At 36.6% G+C, this 21,207-nt stretch carries 15 protein-coding genes; 2 read left to right on the plus strand and 13 right to left on the minus strand.

Features of this window, described 5'->3' with window-relative positions; translation table 11 throughout:
• Positions 1 to 100: 100 nt before the first annotated feature.
• Complete coding sequence (locus RM545_RS12830) at positions 101 to 1,765, plus strand: ABC1 kinase family protein (protein WP_311495678.1); 1,665 nt, start codon at positions 101 to 103, stop codon at positions 1,763 to 1,765.
• 184 nt (positions 1,766 to 1,949) lie between these two features.
• Here the strand turns inward: RM545_RS12830 and thrC are convergent, their stop codons facing one another.
• The 6 genes from thrC to RM545_RS12860 form a co-directional block, all read right to left on the minus strand.
• Positions 1,950 to 3,245, minus strand: coding sequence for a threonine synthase (gene thrC / locus RM545_RS12835; RefSeq protein ID WP_311495679.1), 1,296 nt, complete (start codon positions 3,243 to 3,245; stop codon positions 1,950 to 1,952).
• Positions 3,242 to 4,165 carry a homoserine kinase gene (locus RM545_RS12840; RefSeq protein WP_311495680.1) on the minus strand — a complete coding sequence of 308 codons (924 nt, stop codon included), beginning with the start codon at positions 4,163 to 4,165 and terminating at the stop codon, positions 3,242 to 3,244. The genes thrC and RM545_RS12840 overlap by 4 nt, the downstream gene beginning before the upstream one ends.
• Before the next feature lie 3 nt (positions 4,166 to 4,168).
• The gene (gene thrA / locus RM545_RS12845; RefSeq protein ID WP_311495681.1) at positions 4,169 to 6,616 is read right to left on the minus strand and encodes a bifunctional aspartate kinase/homoserine dehydrogenase I; all 2,448 of its coding nucleotides are present in this window, start codon (positions 6,614 to 6,616) and stop codon (positions 4,169 to 4,171) included.
• A 347-nt stretch (positions 6,617 to 6,963) separates the two neighbouring features.
• Positions 6,964 to 8,427: a magnesium chelatase gene (locus RM545_RS12850; RefSeq protein WP_311495682.1), complete on the minus strand. Its 1,464-nt coding sequence runs from the start codon at positions 8,425 to 8,427 to the stop codon at positions 6,964 to 6,966.
• Positions 8,428 to 8,437: 10 nt separating this feature from the next.
• Entirely contained in the window at positions 8,438 to 9,565 is a 1,128-nt protein-coding gene (locus RM545_RS12855; RefSeq protein ID WP_311495702.1) for a vWA domain-containing protein, read from the minus strand.
• A 407-nt stretch (positions 9,566 to 9,972) separates the two neighbouring features.
• Positions 9,973 to 11,319: a capsule assembly Wzi family protein gene (locus RM545_RS12860; RefSeq protein ID WP_311495683.1), complete on the minus strand. Its 1,347-nt coding sequence runs from the start codon at positions 11,317 to 11,319 to the stop codon at positions 9,973 to 9,975.
• A gap of 81 nt (positions 11,320 to 11,400) precedes the next feature.
• Between RM545_RS12860 and RM545_RS12865 the strand changes: the two genes are divergently transcribed.
• On the plus strand, positions 11,401 to 12,129 hold the full coding sequence (locus tag RM545_RS12865) for a tyrosine-protein phosphatase (protein WP_311495684.1): 729 nt from the start codon (positions 11,401 to 11,403) through the stop codon (positions 12,127 to 12,129).
• Here the strand turns inward: RM545_RS12865 and RM545_RS12870 are convergent.
• From RM545_RS12870 to RM545_RS12900, 7 genes are all read right to left on the minus strand, one after another.
• A complete protein-coding gene (locus RM545_RS12870; protein ID WP_311495685.1) occupies positions 12,126 to 14,537 on the minus strand; it encodes an exopolysaccharide transport family protein in 2,412 nt (803 codons plus the stop codon). The genes RM545_RS12865 and RM545_RS12870 overlap by 4 nt on opposite strands.
• Positions 14,538 to 14,542: 5 nt before the next feature.
• Positions 14,543 to 15,196 (minus strand): polysaccharide biosynthesis/export family protein, encoded by a 654-nt coding sequence (locus RM545_RS12875; RefSeq protein ID WP_311495686.1) that lies wholly within the window; start codon positions 15,194 to 15,196, stop codon positions 14,543 to 14,545.
• A 167-nt stretch (positions 15,197 to 15,363) separates the two neighbouring features.
• Positions 15,364 to 17,352, minus strand: coding sequence for a polysaccharide biosynthesis protein (locus RM545_RS12880; RefSeq protein WP_311495687.1), 1,989 nt, complete (start codon positions 17,350 to 17,352; stop codon positions 15,364 to 15,366).
• Positions 17,353 to 18,002: 650 nt separating this feature from the next.
• Positions 18,003 to 19,190 (minus strand): glycosyltransferase family 4 protein, encoded by a 1,188-nt coding sequence (locus RM545_RS12885; protein WP_311495688.1) that lies wholly within the window; start codon positions 19,188 to 19,190, stop codon positions 18,003 to 18,005.
• On the minus strand, positions 19,187 to 19,921 hold the full coding sequence (locus RM545_RS12890; RefSeq protein WP_311495689.1) for a glycosyltransferase family 29 protein: 735 nt from the start codon (positions 19,919 to 19,921) through the stop codon (positions 19,187 to 19,189). Before RM545_RS12890 ends, RM545_RS12885 begins: the two co-directional genes overlap by 4 nt.
• Complete coding sequence (locus RM545_RS12895; RefSeq protein ID WP_311495690.1) at positions 19,911 to 20,540, minus strand: HAD family hydrolase; 630 nt, start codon at positions 20,538 to 20,540, stop codon at positions 19,911 to 19,913. The genes RM545_RS12890 and RM545_RS12895 overlap by 11 nt, the downstream gene beginning before the upstream one ends.
• The gene (locus tag RM545_RS12900) at positions 20,521 to 21,207 is read right to left on the minus strand and encodes an acylneuraminate cytidylyltransferase family protein (RefSeq protein WP_311495691.1); all 687 of its coding nucleotides are present in this window, start codon (positions 21,205 to 21,207) and stop codon (positions 20,521 to 20,523) included. Before RM545_RS12900 ends, RM545_RS12895 begins: the two co-directional genes overlap by 20 nt.

A 21,207-nucleotide genomic window follows, 5' to 3' on the forward strand; every position in this document is an offset into this window, starting at 1 on the left:
TAATTATTTGTCATTCTCTTGCTGATTTAAGCAAAGCCCATTAATTTGTATATTGTTTAACTAACGCCCAGTTCCATTCTATGCAACCTAAATAAAGAATATGTCTGTTCTACCTGATAATCTTGATCGTTACCGGAAGTTTATAAGTTTTATGCTGAAGTATTGGCAAAGCGACCTTATTCGGAATACTACCTCCAATGCTATGGAAGATGATGAAAAGAATAAGGAAGAGGATTTCAAGCAGACACCAAAGGAGTTGTTAGAAGATCTGGAGAACATGGGCCCTACATACATAAAATTGGGCCAACTTCTTTCGACCCGTCCAGATTTATTGCCTGAGCCCTATTTAAAAGAACTTGCCACACTTCAGGATGACGTGGCTCCTATTCCTTACGAAGAAGTCCGAAAAATTGTAGAAGAAGAAATTGGCACCCGTATTTCTAAGGCTTTTGATACTTTTGATGAAAAACCACTTGCCAGTGCTTCTATAGGTCAGGTGCATTATGCCACCTTAAGGTCCCGGCAACCGGTAGCGGTAAAAATCCAGCGGCCGGGAATCAAAAAACAATTCCTTGAGGATCTGGATACTCTTAGAGAACTTGCAGATCTTGCTGTAAGACATACCAAAACTGCCCGAAGATATTCTTTTGATCACGTATTGGAAGAACTAAGTCGTATTGTGCTCCACGAGCTTAATTATCAACGCGAAGCGCAGAATCTAAAAACTTTAGGCAGGAATTTAAGTGGATTCAGGGATCTTATTGTTCCTCAACCCATAGATGATTACTGCACCGGTAAAGTGTTGACAATGGAGTATATCCAGGGAAAAAAAATTACTTCCCTCTCTCCGCTAAAACAACTGGAAGTAGATTATAGTCCCCTAGTGGATCAGCTTGTAGAAGCTTATCTCCAGCAGATCATTAATGACGGTTTTGTTCATGCCGATCCTCATCCGGGAAATATTCAATTTACTCCAGATGCGAAAATTGCTTTAATTGATCTTGGAATGGTGGCGAAATTTACGCCGCAGATGCAGGAGTACATTTTACAATTACTTATCGCTATTAGCAATACAGACGGTGCCGAAACCGCCAAAGTGCTTTTAGAGATGAGTGAGTACAATGAAGAAACTGATTTGCGCGCCTTCAGAAAAGCGATTAACGACATTATCATGGAAAGCGAGCACAGCACCGCTAAGGACATGCAAACCGGCCGGCTGGTTATTCAGCTCAACCGGCTTTCGGCAGAATCAGGAATTCATATTCCGGTAGAATTAAATATTCTTGGTAAAATTCTGCTGAATTTGGATCAGATCGTTGCTGTTCTGGATCCCGACTTTGATCTTAAAAAAGCTATTCAAAAGCATGTTTCCACGATTATGCAAAGCAAATTTTATGAAGAACTGAAGCCCGAAAACTTCTTCACGATGCTTTTGCAATCTAAAAAATTTGCTGAAAATGCGCCGGAGAGGCTCAACAAAATTTCCGAAAACCTGGCGAACAATAACTTTAAAATTAAAATTGAAGCCATTGATGAAAAGCGGGTAACAGATGGATTTCAAAAAGTAGCAAACAGGATAACGCTGGGACTAATAATTGCTGCCATGATTATAGGTGCGGCAATGCTTATGCAGGTTCCTTCAGAATTTATGATTCTTGGTTATCCCGGCCTGGCCATGCTGTTTTTTCTTTTAGCTGCTTTGGGCGGGATTTACCTCTCTTATATCATCATCTTTAGAGATGAGAATTTACATAATAAGGATTAAACTAATTTTTCAGCCGGGAAAATCTGCGGCAGGCCATGGCTCAGAATTAGAACCTGAATGTTTTAACACAACTAGCTTTACTGGCAAAACAGGTGTACCTATAAATATGGCAATTATCAATCTATAAATAAAGTCTTAATTATCAGACCTCACAGGTTTTAAAAACCTGTGAGGTCTCATTTCTTTATGACAATAAATAAGATTTAAGCTCATCATAATCACTAATCTGATGAGATTTTTTCTCTTTGTGCATTATGCTTTTAATAGAATCAGGAATTTCAACCTTCTGCCCTATTGCTTCTTCCACAGTATCCAGAAATTTAACCGGATGCGCTGTTTCAAGAAAAGTTCCGTGGTAATCGTTATTCTTTTTCAGAAACTCTTTTAATCCAAGGTATCCTACAGCACCATGAGGATCCATGACATATCCGGTTCTATCGTAAACTTCTTTAATGGTCATTTTTGTAGCCAGATCATCAAAACTATAGGAGGATAAGTGCTCCTTCAGATTTCCGAATTCATTCTGAAAAAGTTCCAGTACCCTTACAAAGTTGCTTGGATTTCCAACATCCATAGCATTGGAAATGGTTTGCACACTTGCTTTTGGTTCATAATTGCCATTTTGAAGGTAGCGCGTTACCACATTATTAGCGTTATTGGAAGCTATAAAGTGATCTATGGGCAATCCCATTTCCCTGGCTAAAAGTCCGGCGCAAATATTTCCGAAATTTCCGCTAGGTACTGAAAATGCCAATTTTCGACCTTCCTTTGCCAATTGCTTATAAGCTAAAAAGTAATAAAACATCTGGGGAAGCCAACGTGCAACATTAATAGAGTTAGCGGAAGTCAACTGCCTTTTTTGCTGAATTTCATCATCCAAAAATGCCCTTTTCACCATATCCTGACATTGGTCGAAAGCACCATCTACTTCCAGCGCTACAATGTTCTGTCCTAAAGTGGTTAACTGCTTCTCCTGAATTTCGCTTACTTTTCCTTTAGGATAGAGAATCACCACATCTATACCTTCCACACCAAGAAAACCATTAGCCACCGCTCCACCGGTATCTCCCGATGTAGCCACCAGCACAGTGATATTACCAAGTTTTCCTTTTTTAATAAAGTATCCGAGACTACCGGCCATAAAACGTCCTCCAACATCTTTGAAAGCCAGTGTAGGACCATGGAAAAGTTCTAAACTGCCAACATTTTCTTCCACATCAACAACAGGAAAATCAAAATCCAGTGTTGTGGCAATAATATCCTTTAGAGCAGCATCATTTATCTCATCACCAACAAAATTCTTAATTGCTTCAAAAGCAATATCAGTTTTATCCATAGACTGGATTTCGCTGAAAAACGATTTTGGCAACTTTTCAATTTTCTGTGGAAAATATAATCCTTTATCTGGCGCGAGGCCTCTTACCACCGCATTTTCGAAATTGGAGGTATGCTCCCTGTTATTTAAGCTGAAATAATTCATTCTAATATTTTTATGCCCTCTGTATTAATTTCTGAAAGATGAAGTTCGAAATCTATAGCTTTTGCTTTATAGAATTCATTAATCGCGGTCTTAACATTCTGAGCAATATCATTGCCTTTGCAAAGCGCAAAAACCGAAGGTCCTGAACCTGAAATCCCGAAGCCTAAAGCGCCTTTATCCATAGCAACCTGCTTTAAATCATCAAAATAAGGAATCAGGATCGACCGGATGGGTTCAACAACCTCATCCTGAAGACTTCTTCCTAGAAGCGCATAATCTTCTGTATAAAGTGCACTCACAAAAGCGCCCAGATTTCCCCATTGGCTGATGGCCTTTTTAAGGCTTACGTTTTGTTTAATAATGGACCTGGAATCCTTCGTTTTAATTTCAATTAAAGGATGCAGTACCACCATGCGCAACTCTGCAGGAGAAGGAAGGCTAATCACCTCCAAAGGATCATAACTTTTCACAAGGCTAAATCCCCCAAGCAACGCCGGTGCCACGTTATCTGCATGCGCATTGCCACTGGCGAGACGCTCCCCTTCCATAGCAAAAGGAATTAATTGTTCAGGGCTGAAAGGTTCACCAACCAGCTTGTTAATTGCAAAAACAACACCGGCAGAACTGGCAGCACTACTACCAATTCCGCTTCCTGCTTTTATCTTCTTGTAGATTTCTATATCAAATCCCTGTTTACTGCCTAATTCGCCAAGCAGTGATTTAGCTGCAACTCCAGCGACATTTTGATCTGTCTCCAGGGGTAAATCCTGTCCTGTGAGTTTGGTGATCCTAACCTCACCAAGATCATTTTTCTTAATAAGCATTTCGTCGCCTACGGTGTCCAGACAACAGCCTAAAACATCAAATCCACAGGAAAGATTAGCAACAGTGGCCGGGGCAAAAATTCTGATTTCGTCCATAGCCTATTTTTTTCCAATCCGGATTACATCGGCAAAAATCCCTGAAGCTGTAACATCTGCACCGGCGCCCGCACCTTTTACTATAAGAGGCTGCTGACTATATCTATCGGTAAAGAAAAGCACGATATTATCGCTTCCGCTTAAGTTATAGAAAGGATGATCTGACCCTACTTCCTGAAGCCCCACTTTAGCCTTTCCATCTTCCAGTTGTGCAACGTATTTTAGTTGAGCATTATTCTTTTCGGCATTTTTATAGATCTCCTGGAATTCAGGTTCATCTCTTTTCAGTAATTCGAAGAATTTCTCGTTGTTCTCAGAATTAAGGCTTTCCTGGGACAGAAAATCTTCTCTTTCGATATCTTCAAGTTCCATTCTCAAGCCACTTTCGCGGGCAAGAATAAGAATTTTCCGGGCAACATCTACTCCGCTAAGATCAATCTTTGGATCAGGTTCTGTATAACCTTCCTTCATCGCCATTTCTACTGTTTTGTAAAAAGGTTCCGTTGCATCATACGTATTAAACACGAAATTTAAACTTCCGGAAAGCACCGCCTGAATTTTCTGAATTCTGTCTCCTGAAGCTATAAGGTTCTTTAGTGTATCGATAATTGGCAATCCGGCACCTACATTAGTTTCATATAAAAATGAAGCACCATATTCCCTTGCAAGGTTCTGTAATTGTTGATAATTGGCAAAATCATCGGCACATGCAATTTTGTTACAGGTGACCACAGAAATGGAATTGGCAAGATATTCTTTATACCAGGAAGCAATCTCTGCACTGGCAGTGTTATCCACAAAAATGCTATTGCGCAAATTCAGTTTGTTTACCTTATCAAAGAAACCCTGCTTATTTGCTGTTTCTCCATTTCCCAGTGCTTTCTCCCAGTTGTCAAGATCTATACCTTCTTCATTAAAAGCCATTTGTCGGGAATTGGAAAGACCAAGAACCCTCACTTTTAATCTAAGTTTTTCAAGCAGATATTTTTCCTGTTTTTGCAGCTGAGCCAGCAATTTCCCTCCAACATTACCAACACCGGTAATGAACAAATTCAGTTCTTTTGAAGGAACCTCAAAAAATTGTTCATGCAGCGTATTGAGTGCTTTTTTAACATCTTTCTTTGCAATTACCGCAGAAATATTACGCTCTGAAGAGCCTTGTGCGATTGCCCTGATATTAATATTGTTATTTCCAAGCGCACTGAACATCTTCCCACTTAATCCATGATGACTTTTCATACTGTCACCGACTAATGCCACGATCGCTACATTTTCTTCGATATGTACAGGACGAATTTTCTTCTGATCGATTTCTACTTCAAAAGCTAGATCCAGCGCTTCTTTGGCGGCTTCAGCTTCATCATCTTTTACCGCTATACAAATACTATGTTCTGATGATGCCTGTGTTATAAGCACGACATTTATATTTTCCTGGAAAAGAACCTCAAAAAAACGTTTTGAAAATCCGGGAATACCAACCATTCCGCTACCTTCAATATTCAGCAACTTAATAGAATCTATATGAGTAATTCCGGTAACCCAACGGAAATTTTCCTTACTGGATTTAGAAATCACTGTTCCCTCTTCTTCAGCCTTAAATGAATTCTTTATATGGATCTTAATCTGCTTGTCAAGTAATGGCTGTAAAGTTGGAGGATAAAGTACTTTCGCTCCAAAATGGGACAATTCCATCGCTTCTTCGTAAGAAATATTCTTTAACGGGTAAGCCTGGGACACCAGACTTGGATTTGCAGTGTACATTCCATTTACATCGGTATAGATAAAAAGCTCTTCTACATCCATTGCACCCGCAAATATAGCAGCTGTAAAATCTGATCCACCACGACCAAGGGTACTCGGAACCCCCTGAAGTGTTTTAGCCACAAATCCGGGAACTATAAAAAGTCCGCTTTTTTTATCGGAAAAGTATTTCTGAATATTATTATAAGTCTCCTCATAACTTACCTGTACCTTTTCATTAGTATTTCTACAAACTATAAGTTCACGGGAATCTACAAAGTTTACCTCTGCCTCAATACTTTTAAAGTACTCGGCAATAATTAAAGAGGAAAGAATTTCTCCAAATCCCGAAACCACATGTTTCGTTTTATTGGAAAGTTCATTTAAAAGAAAAACTCCTTCATACAAGGTTTCCAAACGATTAAACTCGTTTTTTACTTTGCTCAAAATACCGCTCTGGGATTGTACAGGAATTAATGCCTTGACCGCATCCAGATGTCTTTTTTCATTTTTAGCAAGAATTTCTTTATAAGCTATATCTTCTTTTGAAGCCAGTTCGGCCATATAAAGAAGATCGTTGGTAACTCCACCAAAGGCTGAAAAAACAGCAATGGTAGGCCCTGTTTTTAAATGCTTTTGAACAGTTTCAGCTACTAATTTTATCCTGTCGGGAGAGGCCAAAGAAGAACCTCCGAATTTAAGAATATTCATAATTTTTTGGAATTGTCTTGTTTGATTTTTTGAAATCGATTTTACCAATGTATAGGTACGGACGGAAGTTTATATACAAAATTACCCCAAAGGGGTAATACGAGAAATAATCATCATAGTAATAGTGCCTGATGCAGAAATTGCAGGAAAGAAGAAATCGTTACTATTAATGGTGTTAGTACTCATGATTTTGGCTAAACTGATGATAAAATTATATAATTTTATGTGTAAAAAAAACAAAAAAGCAAAATTCAGTTGATAATTATGGTTTTCTTTATAACAGCAAAAAAAAATACCTAATCTTTAACAAAATCAGGTATTTATTGGGGATTTCTCGAAGGGAAAAATTATAATCCGCTTATGTAACTTCCGTATAGATCCTTGAACTGAACGCCCTTTGTATATCTGTGTTTACTAAGTTTTTTAAACTCTACTAATCCCCAAAGTAAAAATTCCTTCAGAAAGTAACTCTCCTTTTTGCTTATTTCAGGTTGATGCTTTTTTATAAGGTCGTTTAAAGGTTCTATAGAATCAAGTCTTTCTTTGTACTCTTCATCAGAAAGATCATCTGGTAACTCAAAGCCACTTTGTTCAAAAAACCATTCAACCAGCTCGTCATACGGACTTGTATCTTCTGCTTTTTGCAGCTTCTCAACCTTCGGAAAATACTCCGGGAACAAGGTTTTCACCGCATCACCTATTAATTCCAGAGCTACTGCAGCTGCTCCTTCCTGCTCTCCCTCATAAACCAACTCTACTTTTCCTGTTATGGAAGGAATTACGCCTAAAAAGTCACCAAACCTTAAAAGGGTTTTTTCCTCTCCGGATTTGAGCGTGCGTCTTTCTGCAGTACTTAATAAGTTTTCATAAGCAGTGATGCTCATCCTTGCGCTAATTCCGCTTTTTTCATCTATAAATTCACTCTCTCTGGCTTCAAAACTAATTTGCTCGAGTAGATCTTTAGCTAATTCTGGTACGTAAACGCTTTCACTTTGTCTTAAATCCAGTTTTGCCTCTTGTTGGGTAATAGTTTTTGCAATTTCAATAGTTTCGGGATAATGAGTAAGAATTTGTGATCCAATCCTATCTTTAAGGGGAGTAACAATACTTCCGCGATTTGTATAATCTTCAGGATTTGCTGTAAAAATAAATTGCAAATCTAAAGGTAACCTCAATTTAAAGCCTCTAATCTGGATATCCCCTTCCTGTAGGATATTAAATAGAGCTACCTGTATTCTCGCCTGCAGGTCCGGCAATTCGTTAATTACAAATATGCTTCTATTTGCACGGGGAATCATTCCGAAGTGAATCACGCGATCATCTGCATAACTTAACTTGAGGTTTGCTGCTTTTATTGGATCTACATCTCCAATTAAATCGGCAACCGTGACGTCTGGAGTCGCGAGTTTTTCAAAAAATCTTTCCTCTCTGTGAATCCAGGAGATTGAAGTTTTTTCGCCTGCTTCTTTTATCTTTTCCCTTGCAAATCTGGAAATAGGGTTTAAAGGATCATCATTAATTTCTGAACCTTCAACAACAGGTATATATTCATCCAGTAAGTTTACCATTAACCTGGCAAGACGTGTTTTAGCCTGCCCCCTTAAACCCAGGAGATTAATGTTGTGTTTAGAAAGAATCGCTCTTTCTAGTTCCGGGATTACAGTATCTTCGTAACCATGTATTCCTTCAAAAGCAGACTCTTTGTTTTTTATTTTCTGAATAAGATTTTGCCGAAGCTCCTCTTTTATACTTTTACTTTTATATCCTGAAGATTTTAGCTCCCCAAGTGTGCTAATATTTTTAATATTCATGTTTTTCTTTTTAACCTTTGATTCTTTTTTTCCGATTGGCTTCATAATCTTCGAAAATCATTTCTCCCAAACCTTTAAGTCCGGTATAGAATGCTTTTCCCTGATTTGCATTTGTAAATTCTTTTACAAATTGTGTAAGATATGGATCCTGGGCAATCATAAATGTGGTAATAGGAACATGTAATTTCCTTGCCTGTCGTGCTGCGTTATAGCACTTATCCACAATATAAGGATCAAGGCCCATACTATTCTTATAATAGGAACCATCACGCTCCCTAATACAACTGGGTTTACCGTCCGTTATCATAAAAATTTGTTTGTTGGTATTCCGCTTTCTCCTTAGCAGATCCATAGCCAGCTGCAAACCTGCAACAGTGTTCGTGTGATACGGGCCGACGTTTAAATACGGTAAATCTGAAATAGAGATTGGCCAGGCATCATTTCCAAAAACGAGGATATCCAGAGTGTCTTTGGGATAGCGGGTTGTAATAAGTTCTGCAAGAGCCATAGCAACTTTCTTGGCAGGCGTGATTCTGTCTTCGCCGTACAAAATCATACTATGACTAATGTCTATCATTAACACAGTGCTCATCTGTGATTTATAATGAGTTTCCTCTACCACAAGATCATCTTGGGTCATATTAAAATTTCCAATGCCGTTGTTAATTTGGGCATTCCGAAGGCTTTCAGTCATGGATATGCTATCCAGAGAATCCCCGAACTGATAGTTGCGAAAATCACCAGTATGCTCATCTCCTCTTCCAATACGATTGGTGCGATGATTTCCGGCGGTACCTCTTTTTAGTTTTCCGAAAATTTGATCAAGAGCCTGTTGTCGAATAGCTCTTTCAGTTTTTGCTGTTATCGTCATTCCGCCACTTCCATCTGGCTCTATTTCTTCCCTTATGTAGCCTTTCTTCTTAAGATCTTCTACAAAATCTTCTATCGTATAATTTTCATCTGTAAGTTTATATTCTTTATCCAGCTGCTCAAGCCAGTCCAGGGCTTCATCAAGATCTCCTGAAGTATGGGTGATAAGTTCCCTGAAAATTTCAAACAGCTTTTCAAATGGTGTTTTAAATGGTTCTTCATATTTACTGAATACAAAGCCATTCGTCTTCATTTTATTTCTCTTCATCATTTTCTAAAAATAAGCTATTTTAAACAGAACAGGAAAAACATTTGACTGGAACATCCTTTAATTCTTTGTTAATTCCAAATTAGAAGATTCTTAATTTCCTGGACTACTTTTATAGGTTCATGGTTTGAAACCTTATTCCGAATTGGGTTTAAATGCTGCAGGCGTGTTAGTATAAAAGATAAGCTAAAGTGTCTGTATTGGTTTGGCAGATTTAAATGATGTCCTTAGTAGCTAGCAAAAAGCCACCTAAGTGCTGATAATTTCCCTCTGCACATAAAGTTGAACTAGGAACCAAGAGCAGAATTCATAGAGTAGAAACCTAGAGCAGATGAATTACAAAAGAACTGGACGGAAGAAAAAATTGATGATGCCGATCCTGTGAAAAAAGGTTTGACAGCTGTTATTTAATAAATAGTTTTTGACAAGAGAATGCCTGCACCTATGTTAGTGGGGGAATCAGAAATGAAATCTGCACCTAATTGAACATTGATATTTAAGTTATTTAAATTGTATACCTCCACTTCGAGAAAAGATGAAAGAATTTTATTGTCCAGGACATCATTACCTTTGTATCCGTAATTGATTCTATAGCTATTTAAAAGTTTGTACGGAAAATTATTAAAGGCCATACCTGTTAAGCCTAAATGGTGGGCAACAAGCGTGTTGTTATAAACCCTCGTTCTATCTTCGTTCATGGTAATAAAAGGCACCCCTATAACCCTATTCTCATAGGTCCAGCCTGATTGATAAAGATCATGAACGAAATAATTATCATCTCCGTCAGTTGTTCCACTGCCCTCACTTTGATCCAGGGTATAGTAGAGTTCATACATCAGGGCCTTAATCCAATTATTCTCGGAAAGTTTATAAGTATCTTCAATAAAAAGGCCATAACGGCCATCTGGTGTATTAAATAGCATCCTCCCAGATCCATCTTCAAAGAGATGATTATAAATTAATTCAACTCTATACTCACTGATTTCGGTTTTTAGCTTTACCTCATAACTCCCAATCTGATTACCCTCAGCGTTTTCCGCCTCCTGTTCAGAATCTCCCTGCATACCTAAGAAAATTTTCAAGTAGCTTTGAAAATCATTAGATAATTCTCCAAATTCCGGTGATACACCTGCCCATTGAACATAATGCTGTAAGCCTGCAGAAACCTGAAAATTACCAGCAGATTTGTATACAAAGTTAAAACTCTTATGATGGACACGAACATTCTGAACAAAGCGTTCATCATCTAAGAAAAATTCACCAAAAGAAGCTGTAAAGCCTAAACCGTAGTCATTAAACAGAAAAACAGGATCTTTTGTCTTTGCCAGGATACCTAATAAAGGTCTAGCATTTAAAGACCATAGAATATTTTCATTACTCGCACTGAGTCCGAGATACAACTCCTCCTTTTGCTTTCTCCCTGCTGTAATCTCTATCCACGAATTTAAAAAACTTACATAGGATTCATCAAATTTCAAGGAACTATTATAGCCGTCATGATATAGAATACCCATACCAACTTCAAGAGAAGCATTTTCACTGAAAGAATAAATCGCCTTGCCGTTAATCAAACCGAAAAAATTAGAAGATTCATTCACTCTCCCCCTCTTGTTGCTATGTATCCAAAATGGTGATTCATCCTGCGAGTATGCAGTGCCATAAGTGTTAATGTCCAACGAATACTGGAGGCTCTGTGAAGAAGCATTAAATTGGGTGAGAAAAAATATAACAGAAAATATCTTCAGAAACTTCATAAAGCAGGTGGTAAGTTTGGGCACCGGGAAAAAGGTTTATCGGGATAAAATTATGTAATTTTGTTGAGTAAAAATAAAGAGATGCTTTCCATTTTTCAGAAAAAACAGTATTTAGCAGATCATCTGGAGAATTTTACAGATTTTCACAACCATCTTCTACCTAATATAGATGATGGTTCCGACTCTGTTGAGGAGACGATAAAGTTGATACGAGAATTTGGCAATTTTGGGGTTAAAGATTTTGTTGCCACTCCTCACGTCATGGGCGAGTATTATCCTAATACTCCTGATACCATAAAGGGAGCCCTTAATTTGATCAAAGCCAGTCTACCTGAAGGGGTAAAGATCAGGGCGGCAGCTGAATATATGATGGATCAACATTTTCTGGACGTTTTAGAATCCGATAAAGTTCTTTCTATCGACGGCAAACATATTTTAGTAGAAATGTCTTATTTCCAGCCACCCATTAATCTTAATGAGATTTTGTTTAAGCTCCAGAACAAGTCCTTTAAACCCATTTTAGCGCATCCGGAAAGATACCCCTACTTTCATTCAAAAAGTCTTCACAAATTCGAAGAATTAAAATCGAGAGGCTGCAAATTGCAGCTGAATATGTTATCCCTAACAAGACATTATGGATCCGGAGTTCAAAAAATAGCTTTTCAGTTACTGGAGAAAGGATTAATAGATGTTATTAGTAGCGATTGCCATAGAATGGAACACTTAAAGAAGATAGAAACTATAAGACTTTCTGAAAAAAAGATGCGCTTACTCCATCCTGTTTTGGAAAACAGTATAAATCTCTTTTAACTACGTTTAAAAGGATTTCTAAAGAACCTTTTAAATCTGCTTTCTTCGTCCTGCCCGTACCCATAACCGTATCCATAAGAATAGCCGTATTTGGCGCCATAAGAAAATTTAGAATAATCCACATCATTTAATATGACAGCCAAACCTTTTAACTTCCCTTGCTTCTTAAGATCCTTTGGAAAATCCAGTAATTTCTTCTCGGTATGCTCGGCCCGGGTGACGTAAACAGTAGTATCGGCCAGGGGACTAATCAATAGAGTATCTGTCACAATCATGGTAGGAGCTGTATCTACAATTACATAGTCGTATTGAGAAGCAGCAAAATCCAGTAGCTTCTTCATCCTGTCGTTCATAAAAAGCTCTGCGGGATTAGGAGGTATAGAGCCTGAAAGCACAATATCTACCTTCAATCCTTCTTCCTGAGAACTCAAAATAATCTCCTCTTCAGTAAGATCATAGTCATAGAGATAATCTGATAATCCTTTATCCGACACCAGTTTTTCAGTATATCGGTGTAATTTGGGATTTCGTATATCCGCACCAATAATTAATACCTTTTTATTTGTACTGGCAAAAGTTCTTGACAAATTGTAGGATATAAAAGTTTTACCTTCTCCCTTAATAGTAGATGTCACAAAAATAACCTCTCCTTTTTTATCTTCCTTTTTCTGCACCAGATATGCCATATTGGTTCTAAGGATCCTAAAAGATTCAGCCAAAGGTGAACGATCGTTCAAGCCTATTATGTCATTTTGGCCAGCAGCTATTCTGGGCACTTCTCCAATGAACGGCACCTGTTTAAGAAGAGGTTGTAAATCACCTTTATGGTGCACTTTAGTGTCTAAAAGATTCTTTACAAAAATTACCAGGATAGGAATGAGTAATCCAACCAAAAATCCTCCTAAGAGAATAAGCCAGGGCTTTGGATCCACCGGCTCATTCACGGTATAGGCAGGGTCAATCACCCTGGAAACCGAAGAGGTTGAAGCAAAAGATATTGCTGCTTCCTCGCGTCTCTGGAGCAAAAATAAATAAAGCTGCTCTTTTACCTGTTGTTGACGAGCAATTCCCCGCATCCCTTTTTCCAGACCAGGAAAGACATTAAATTGACTCTGTGCGATTTGGCCGCGTTCCATCAGTTCATCTCTTTTAATAATAAGAGAGTTGACTGAACTTTGGATATTTTCTAATAAATTTTCTTTTAATGCATCCAGCTGCTGGGTTATGGTTTCAATAACAGGATTTTCGGTAGTCGCATTGTCCAGATAAGCATTTCTCTCAAGTACAAGCGTATTATAATTATTAATTTGTGTAGAAATACCCGCTTCTGCAATTCCTATATCAGAAGGTAGTAAGGAATAATCCCTTTGCGCTTGTAATCTTTGACCAACAGATTCTATTAATTCAATCTGAGTTTCCAGGGCGAATAACTCGTCTTCCACTGAAGAAAAACGAGATTGAAACCTGGCTGCTCCACTACCAACATCCATGATCTGGTTTTCCCTCTTGAAACTGGCCATACCTCCTTCTACAGAATCTAGTTCCTGGGTGATAATTTCTAATCTTTCCTGAATGAAAGCAGTGGTGTTCTCTGCCACCTCCCGCTTGTCTTCAATCCCATTCTGATTAAAATTGATCATCAACGCATTCAGGAAATCCTCAGACTTCCTACTCGATTCCTGTGTTACCTGAAGAGATAAAATATCCTTAGCCCTCCCTTTTTGCTCTACAATCAGTTTTGAAACATAGCTCTTTGCAACCTGACGTAAAGGCGTAATACGAATATTCACAGGATTGCTCTGGTCAAAATTATTTTCAAAAGATTGTTCCCTTAGATCTATTGTAAACCTCAATTCGTCGAGTTCAATAACCTGCCCAAGTTCATATGTACTTGAACTCTCTGCGCCGTCTTCCCTTAAGAGGAAAGTATTATTAGATTCGGGATAAATAAAAAAGCTCTTTGAAGCTTCGTGCACCACTGAATCAGGAGTAATAAAATTAATGACAACAGGACTATTTTTATAGGCTTCCACAGTAATAACATTTCCTTCAATAAAATAGGAAACATTATATTTAAGCTCATCAACTACTTCTGTAATTAAGCTTTTGGATTTAAGAGTAACTATTTGATTTTCTAAACTATTATCTGATAATTTTATAATTGAAGCACCAGCAGAACCAGAAGGTAAAACACTCGAAGCATTGTTATCATCACTCTTTAAAATCATTAATGCAGACTCCGTCCAGTACTTAGGGATAGTATAGCGATTATATAAATAAGCCACAGCTCCACCTAATAATAGTCCTAACAACAACCACTTCCAATGCGTGAGATACTTAAAAAGCTCCGCTTTTAAATCAAAATTGGACTCTTCGCTTTTCTCATTATAGTCATTGAGTTCTTCCATATTATTTAAAGATTGTTTATTAGTAAGTATAAACTTATTATGGTCGTTCCTATAGATATTATTCCCTGATAACTGGTAAAAAAACCGGCAGACTTGACCCTTCTATAAGTTGGCTCAATATACACAATGTCGTTTTGGCGTAAATAAAAATAAGGGTTAGAGAAAATGTCGGCTTCCGTCATGTCCACCCTACCTACAGATTTCACACCGTTGATTTGCCTTATCACTAAAATATTTTCCCGTAAACCTGTATAAGGAATACCTCCGGCCGTAGCTAAAAGTTCCGGCATAGAAATGCGCCCATCATTAACAGGAACCCTGGCATTAACTTCTCCAATTACCGTAACGCTATAATTGACTATACGAATATCCACGACAGCGTCAGTAACATATTTTCTTATTTGTTCCTGAAGAAGTTTTTGAACCTCTCCTCTTTTTTTTCCTCCTACTTCCACTTCTCCAATAACAGGGAATTGAATAAATCCTTCAGGATCTACCAGATAACCTGTTAAAGCTAAATTCTGTCCGCCTCCGCCTCCGGAACTTTGAGAATTACGATTTTGAAAAGGAGCGACTATTTCTTCAATTTGAGAAGATACATTTATACGTAACACATCATTAGGTTGTATTGTAGGTTCGTACTCAAGAATATTTTCCATTCCTTCCAACTGCTTAGAGTTTTGGAAATAGACAATTTCGTCACGAGTAGAACAACTAATAAAAAACAAAAGGAGAAATGATAATAACAGTAATTTTTTCATAATAGAAAATAAAAAGTGCAAATATATAATGATAAAGGAATATGACTGTTCTTTTTCCCTAAAATCTATTGGTGCAAGTTCTCAGGATTTTTATTTTCCAGGACTTTATCAAGTTTTTGAAAGGAGGAGTTGTTACTAATAAATTCTGGTATAAGATCCTTCAATTTTGCGACTACTTTGTCGCTTTTTAGCTTATTAGCAGATTTTATAACTTTGTTGATCTTTTCATTTATAGCTTCATAATCACGTACCACATCCTGCCCGATCATAATTTTTTTATGATGGGTCGGCAGGGTCTTACATTCATCATTCAACAGTTCTTCATATAATTTCTCACCGGGACGAAGACCGGTGATTTTTATTTTGATGTGTTTATTCGGCTCATAACCGGCCAATTTTATCATTTTAATTGCCAGGTCCATAATCTTTACCGGTTCCCCCATATCAAACACAAAAATCTCGCCGCCTTTTCCCATTGCGCCGGCTTCCAATACTAGCTGGCACGCTTCAGGAATCGTCATAAAATAACGTATAATTCCGGGATGTGTTATGGTTACCGGCCCTCCTTTTTCTATTTGCTTTTTAAAAAGGGGAACGACAGAACCATTGGAACCAAGAACATTTCCGAAGCGGGTTGTAATAAATTTTGTAGTCTCCACTCCCTTCATCTTCTGACTGTGATAGAGAGATTGTACATACATTTCCGCAGCTCTTTTTGAAGCCCCCATTACATTACTGGGATTGACGGCCTTATCAGTCGATATCATCACAAAATGCCCTGCTCCATATTTTAATGCAAGATCAGCCAGGTTCTTTGTTCCTCGAATGTTGACAAAAATTGCTTCATGAGGATTCTCCTCCATCAAAGGAACATGCTTATATGCAGCTGCATGATAAATTACATCAATTTTGTTATTCTGAAACATTAAATCCAACCTTCTGTTATTCCCCACATCACAGATAATACATTTATATGCAAGATCCGGAAATTTCGCTTCTATCTCAAGCTGCACATTATGTAGAGGGGTTTCAGCCTGATCAAGAATTATTAACTTCTTAGGGTTATATTCGGCCACCTGCCTTACAATCTCCCTTCCAATGGAGCCGGCACCTCCAGTTACCAATATTGTCTTCCCAGTTAACTGGTCAATCTTATTTTGTACATCCAGTTTAATAGGCTCCCGGTCCAGCAAATCTTCTATTTGTAAACTCTTGACCTTTTGAGCAATAGGCTTATCCACGCCCCAAGTTGAAACTATGGGAGCGTTGTATACACTTACTCCATTTTCTAAACAGTTTTCTACAATTCTATATTTCTCTTCTGCAGAAAAATTACTTTCAGAAAAAATGACTGCGTCTGCATTTACTGACTTCACTTCTTTATAAACTTTTTTCTTATGCCTTATAACCGGCTTATCCAATAACCGTATATTTTTGTTATGATCTTCTTTTGTTAAAAATCCCACAATTTTAAACCTTCTAGGATGTTCTATATCCAGTGCGCCCGCTATAGAAATTGCATTTTCATCTGCCCCTAAGATCACAGCTCTTATAAGATCTTCATTCTTTTGGATCGTTTTAAAATATTCGTATACCTGCTTCACAGCCAATCGGAATAGAAAAAGCAAAGAAAATGATATCCATAAATTAATTATTAAACCACCTACTAAGAAAATTTTTCGCCCAACTATAAAAAAGGTTATATAATTTATAATAAGAAGCGTAAAAAAGGAACTTATGGTGGCCAACAATAATTTAAGTGCATCAATGTTAGAAGAGTACCTGATAATTCCAGCATAAGTTTTGAAGATGTAGAAATAGGATATATTTATGGCCAAAATAAGGGTCGCCTTTTCGATCATATCCAAGAAAATATAACTACTTGAAGTAAGATTAAAAAGAATGACAGCAGTAAAGGTTGTAGAAACCGCCACCAAAACTATATCTATTAAAAATATAGCCCACCTCGGAAGATATTTTATATTTCTAATATTTAATGAATTATCCTGACCAGATAAAATGTTCTTGAGAGCCTTTTGTACCTGATTCCTCATGTTTTTTAAGCTAATTTTATATTCATGTTCTGCTTATTTTACTCATTCCCCGATTTGTTCCTATTACATTCTATTAGTCACTCCAACGAAACCAAATAAAGCCATTCTCAGCTTTCTCTAAACTCAGAATATCAGCTCCCAGATAATAGATACATTTATTCCACACAATCATTCCTATGCACTACTCTTTAAAAAGTTGAAATCTCTCATTAATCTTAGGCGTATGCTGTCAATTGATTAAAAGAAATAACTTATGAAAAGCTATAGACAAATATGCTTTTATTCTTCTTAAGCGCTTATCAAATAACCTGTTCTTTTAATATGTAATTTAATTTCAATTAAAAAAAAAATTAACCTAACCAGTATCTTGAAAGGTACCATTTCTAAGTAGAGAAAAATAAAACACGGGGAGATGTAATTAAGGTACTGCCAAGAAAGAAATATTTATAAAAGAAACTTACATTCTGGTTTGAATTTCAGGGTTTATGAAATAGCCCTTCTGTTGTTCCCAATGTACAACTGCCCTATTCTTTCTGTAACTTTTCTAATTTCATAAATTCTCCCGTTTCATATTAAGATGTTTTACAAGATTATTACATTTGCTATTTTAAACATAGAATTTAACACATCTTCTTAGTTTTTTAACAATTCTAAATACCTACTATATTTTCATCTTTTTCATTTAATTTTTCTTGCATCTGGGATACAATGCGTTCGGCATATCTTTTCCATGTATAATTTTTTTCAATATTCTTAATTAGGTACTGATTAGAGGATAACTTCTTTCTCAAATTGTTATCGCTTATCATTAGCTCTAATTTCTGCTTTAATTCTCCCTTTTCACTTCCCGTTAGCAACAAATCTTCTTTATCTTTAAAAGTATTACGAACAGATGGAATATCCGGTGCCAATACTGGCAATCCAGCGGCCAGAAATTCAAAAATTTTGAGTGGATTCATATAATTACTGGCGTAATGATGAACAGCTAAATCAAAGCAATTAATATTTTCATTAATATATTGATGGTCAATCCAACCTGTCATTTGAATTTTATCTTCCAACCTCAAATTTCTAATTCTATCCTGAATCTTAGCAAATGCCGGACCATCTCCAATTATTACGAGAAAAAGATTATGATAAATTAGATCAAGTTCATAAAATACCTCTATTAAGTCTATAATTTGCTTATGAAAATCCAAGGTGCCAATATAGCCCAGAATAAAATTTTCCACTGGGAATTTCCACTTTTCACGTAGGCTCTTTTTCTCTTTTATGGGAAAAAATTTTTGTGGATCTGTTCCGTTATATATCACCACATCCCTAGAATAATCAACAGCTCCCCCCATAACCCTTTCTCGAGAAAATTCAGATATAAAAAAATTTAAATCAGAGTTCTCATAGGACTCACGCTGATTTTTAAGAAAATAATTTTTAAAAGCTATATTTTTAAAAGGTTCGTCAAAAGGGGAACCATTAATTTGAGTACAAACCAGTTTCTCTGGAAAAGATTCTTTAATTTTCCCAATCTGAAGAAAATTTGAATCCATTTGAAAAATAATTACATCAGGATTTGAATCTTTTATTTTTTTCTTTAAGTTCTTTAAATGGAAATTATTTCTCCTATAGAAAAAAAGTATCTGTAGAAGTGAAATTCTTCTGAGAAAGCGACGTAAAAAATTATTTGACACGTTTGAATAAACCCTTTTCACCTTTCTTTCTGGAAATAAAATCTTTTTATCTACAGCCTTTACATGATCCAGATTCTCATAAAATTCAATGGATTGAACGCTACCGCCATGATTAGCATAAAAGGAAGTACTATAATACAATATCGTCATAAAGATGCTGCTTCCATTAATTTAGTTAAGGGTTGGTCCATTAAAATCTTCTTACAAGGAGAATGATTTAAGACTTCCGTAAAAAGTTGAAATTCCAATTCCGGATCATGCAATCCCTGTTTCCGAATATGAGTTTTATTATCTTCCATTTTTTCTAAATGAGGCCTGTAATTATTGGCATAAGGTGTCTTAAAAAATGTAAAGCCAGTTATAAAAACTTCCTGGCATTGTGCCTGAAGAACAGAGGACAATGCAGAAAACCCGATAGTGGGAATGTAGTTATTTAAACCAGTTGCCACTTCCTCATAGGACACTCTATCTAATATGTATGTTCTCTTCTTATGTTTATTTCGTTTATAATAATTAAAATGTGCCAGTAAACCCTTTCGTGTACAATTAGGGTTCACAACTTTTCTAATTCCAAGGTTATTATAACGTCCCCAATCAATTTTTCCACCGCCACTTAGTTCATTTTCGTAAAAACTGTGGTACAAAAATGTAAACTTAGATCCGACAAATTTTGCATCTTCTTTACTCCACGCGTGTGGACTTTTATTAACCCTAACCACGATGTCGTATTTATCTATTAGCGAACCATTACATTCCTGAAAAACAGAGTCTGCAGCACCTACAATCGCCACCTTTTTTCCGGAAAATTCTTTTTTTGAATTAAAAACCTTTATTGAAAAGGCCATTCGTAGCCCCCCATAAATATTAGATTTAAGCTTCATTAAAAGAATATAAATACGACTTACCACTTTTCTCCAGCTCCAGGTTGTTATAACCAAAAAAATCAATATTATTAAGTTGCGCTGCCTCTTGGTCATTTACTGAATCTCCAATTAAGCAGGTTTCTTTATTTACATAATTATTCCTTTTCATAAGGTCTTCAACCAACTTAATTTTAGGCACTGGTGATCCTTCTATAGATAGAAAATATTTAGACACTCCTAGTTTTTTGCAAAGGTAACGTAGTTCATCACCGTCTGATCCTGATACAATGTGCATTTTAAATCGCTCATGATTATCTACTAAAAAATCTATAACCTCTTGGTTTAATCTACTTCTTGAGGCAAGTTCCTGTTTCATAATGTTTGAAAATGCAGTAGAATATTCATTTATTACCTGCTTCTTGACCTCTTCTTTTCGAATGGTTTCAAAGAAATATTCAAATTTCACATAACGGGAAAGCCCTCCATTCTCCTCGTGATAATTCAGCAGTAAATCAACCTCTTCTTCTGGAAAAGCGCGAAGAACATCCCGAAAACCCTTTGCACGAATCTCCATGGAATCCAGTATAACTCCATCACAATCCCACAAAATTATTGTTTTATCTATAAATTCCTTCATACACCAATTCTGCTAATACAAAATCCTCATCATGATCTATATCAAGAGAAGCAATCTTACCCATTTCAAATAAGAAAGGTTTTGACCCCACTCGTTTGCCATTTTTAAAGTTGTCTTTTCCAGTAAGAAAGATCCCATTATTAATTTCAAACCAATTATTTAAATCCTGAGTTCTGGGCCAGTCCAAAATTGTGGAGTTATTAACGATTTCCCCGGTCCTGCTATCCAGGAGGAAATCCTGATATTCTCTGCCCGAAATTAAAGAATCATAACCAAGTTTCCTGTTTTTATAGAATAATTTAACAGCATTTTGATAAATCAGAGTATCACAGAATGGTGAAGTGACATGCGTCCAAAGAATATCTTCCGAATTTGAAACTTCTCCCGCGTGTTTGATCAAATCTTTTAAATTAGTTGTAGAATTCCCCAATTTCTCTGGTCGTTCAATAACTTTTAAATTTCTAATTTCTTTTTGGTAAGAAAGGCCTATTTTTTGGCAAATTTCGTCATTAGTAGACAACACTATTTCTTCTACAGCTTCCAGTTTTTTTAACTGAAGTAATTTAAACTCTAACAAACCACCTTTAAAATTCGCAAATTTTCGGGTATTTTTGTGAGCAACTCTTTCACTCCCTCTCCTAACCGGAAGAAACACTGAAACTCCCAT

This window comes from Autumnicola lenta, assembly GCF_031846515.1.
In the GTDB taxonomy this organism is placed as follows: Bacteria; Bacteroidota; Bacteroidia; order Flavobacteriales; family Flavobacteriaceae; genus Autumnicola; species Autumnicola lenta.

What these genes read in the sequence shown, in the direction of transcription:
- RM545_RS12895 (WP_311495690.1), bottom strand. Translation starts at nt 20,540, where the DNA reads ATGAAGGAATTTATAGATAAAACAATAATTTTGTGGGATTGTGATGGA.
- RM545_RS12885 (WP_311495688.1), bottom strand. Translation starts at nt 19,190, where the DNA reads ATGACGATATTGTATTATAGTACTTCCTTTTATGCTAATCATGGCGGT.
- RM545_RS12890 (WP_311495689.1), bottom strand. Translation starts at nt 19,921, where the DNA reads ATGAAGCTTAAATCTAATATTTATGGGGGGCTACGAATGGCCTTTTCA.
- RM545_RS12900 (WP_311495691.1), bottom strand. Translation starts at nt 21,207, where the DNA reads ATGGGAGTTTCAGTGTTTCTTCCGGTTAGGAGAGGGAGTGAAAGAGTT.
- RM545_RS12880 (WP_311495687.1), bottom strand. Translation starts at nt 17,352, where the DNA reads ATGAGGAATCAGGTACAAAAGGCTCTCAAGAACATTTTATCTGGTCAG.
- thrC (WP_311495679.1), bottom strand. Translation starts at nt 3,245, where the DNA reads ATGAATTATTTCAGCTTAAATAACAGGGAGCATACCTCCAATTTCGAA.
- RM545_RS12875 (WP_311495686.1), bottom strand. Translation starts at nt 15,196, where the DNA reads ATGGAAAATATTCTTGAGTACGAACCTACAATACAACCTAATGATGTG.
- RM545_RS12870 (WP_311495685.1), bottom strand. Translation starts at nt 14,537, where the DNA reads ATGGAAGAACTCAATGACTATAATGAGAAAAGCGAAGAGTCCAATTTT.
- RM545_RS12830 (WP_311495678.1), top strand. Translation starts at nt 101, where the DNA reads ATGTCTGTTCTACCTGATAATCTTGATCGTTACCGGAAGTTTATAAGT.
- RM545_RS12850 (WP_311495682.1), bottom strand. Translation starts at nt 8,427, where the DNA reads ATGAATATTAAAAATATTAGCACACTTGGGGAGCTAAAATCTTCAGGA.
- RM545_RS12860 (WP_311495683.1), bottom strand. Translation starts at nt 11,319, where the DNA reads ATGAAGTTTCTGAAGATATTTTCTGTTATATTTTTTCTCACCCAATTT.
- thrA (WP_311495681.1), bottom strand. Translation starts at nt 6,616, where the DNA reads ATGAATATTCTTAAATTCGGAGGTTCTTCTTTGGCCTCTCCCGACAGG.
- RM545_RS12865 (WP_311495684.1), top strand. Translation starts at nt 11,401, where the DNA reads ATGCTTTCCATTTTTCAGAAAAAACAGTATTTAGCAGATCATCTGGAG.
- RM545_RS12840 (WP_311495680.1), bottom strand. Translation starts at nt 4,165, where the DNA reads ATGGACGAAATCAGAATTTTTGCCCCGGCCACTGTTGCTAATCTTTCC.
- RM545_RS12855 (WP_311495702.1), bottom strand. Translation starts at nt 9,565, where the DNA reads ATGAAGAGAAATAAAATGAAGACGAATGGCTTTGTATTCAGTAAATAT.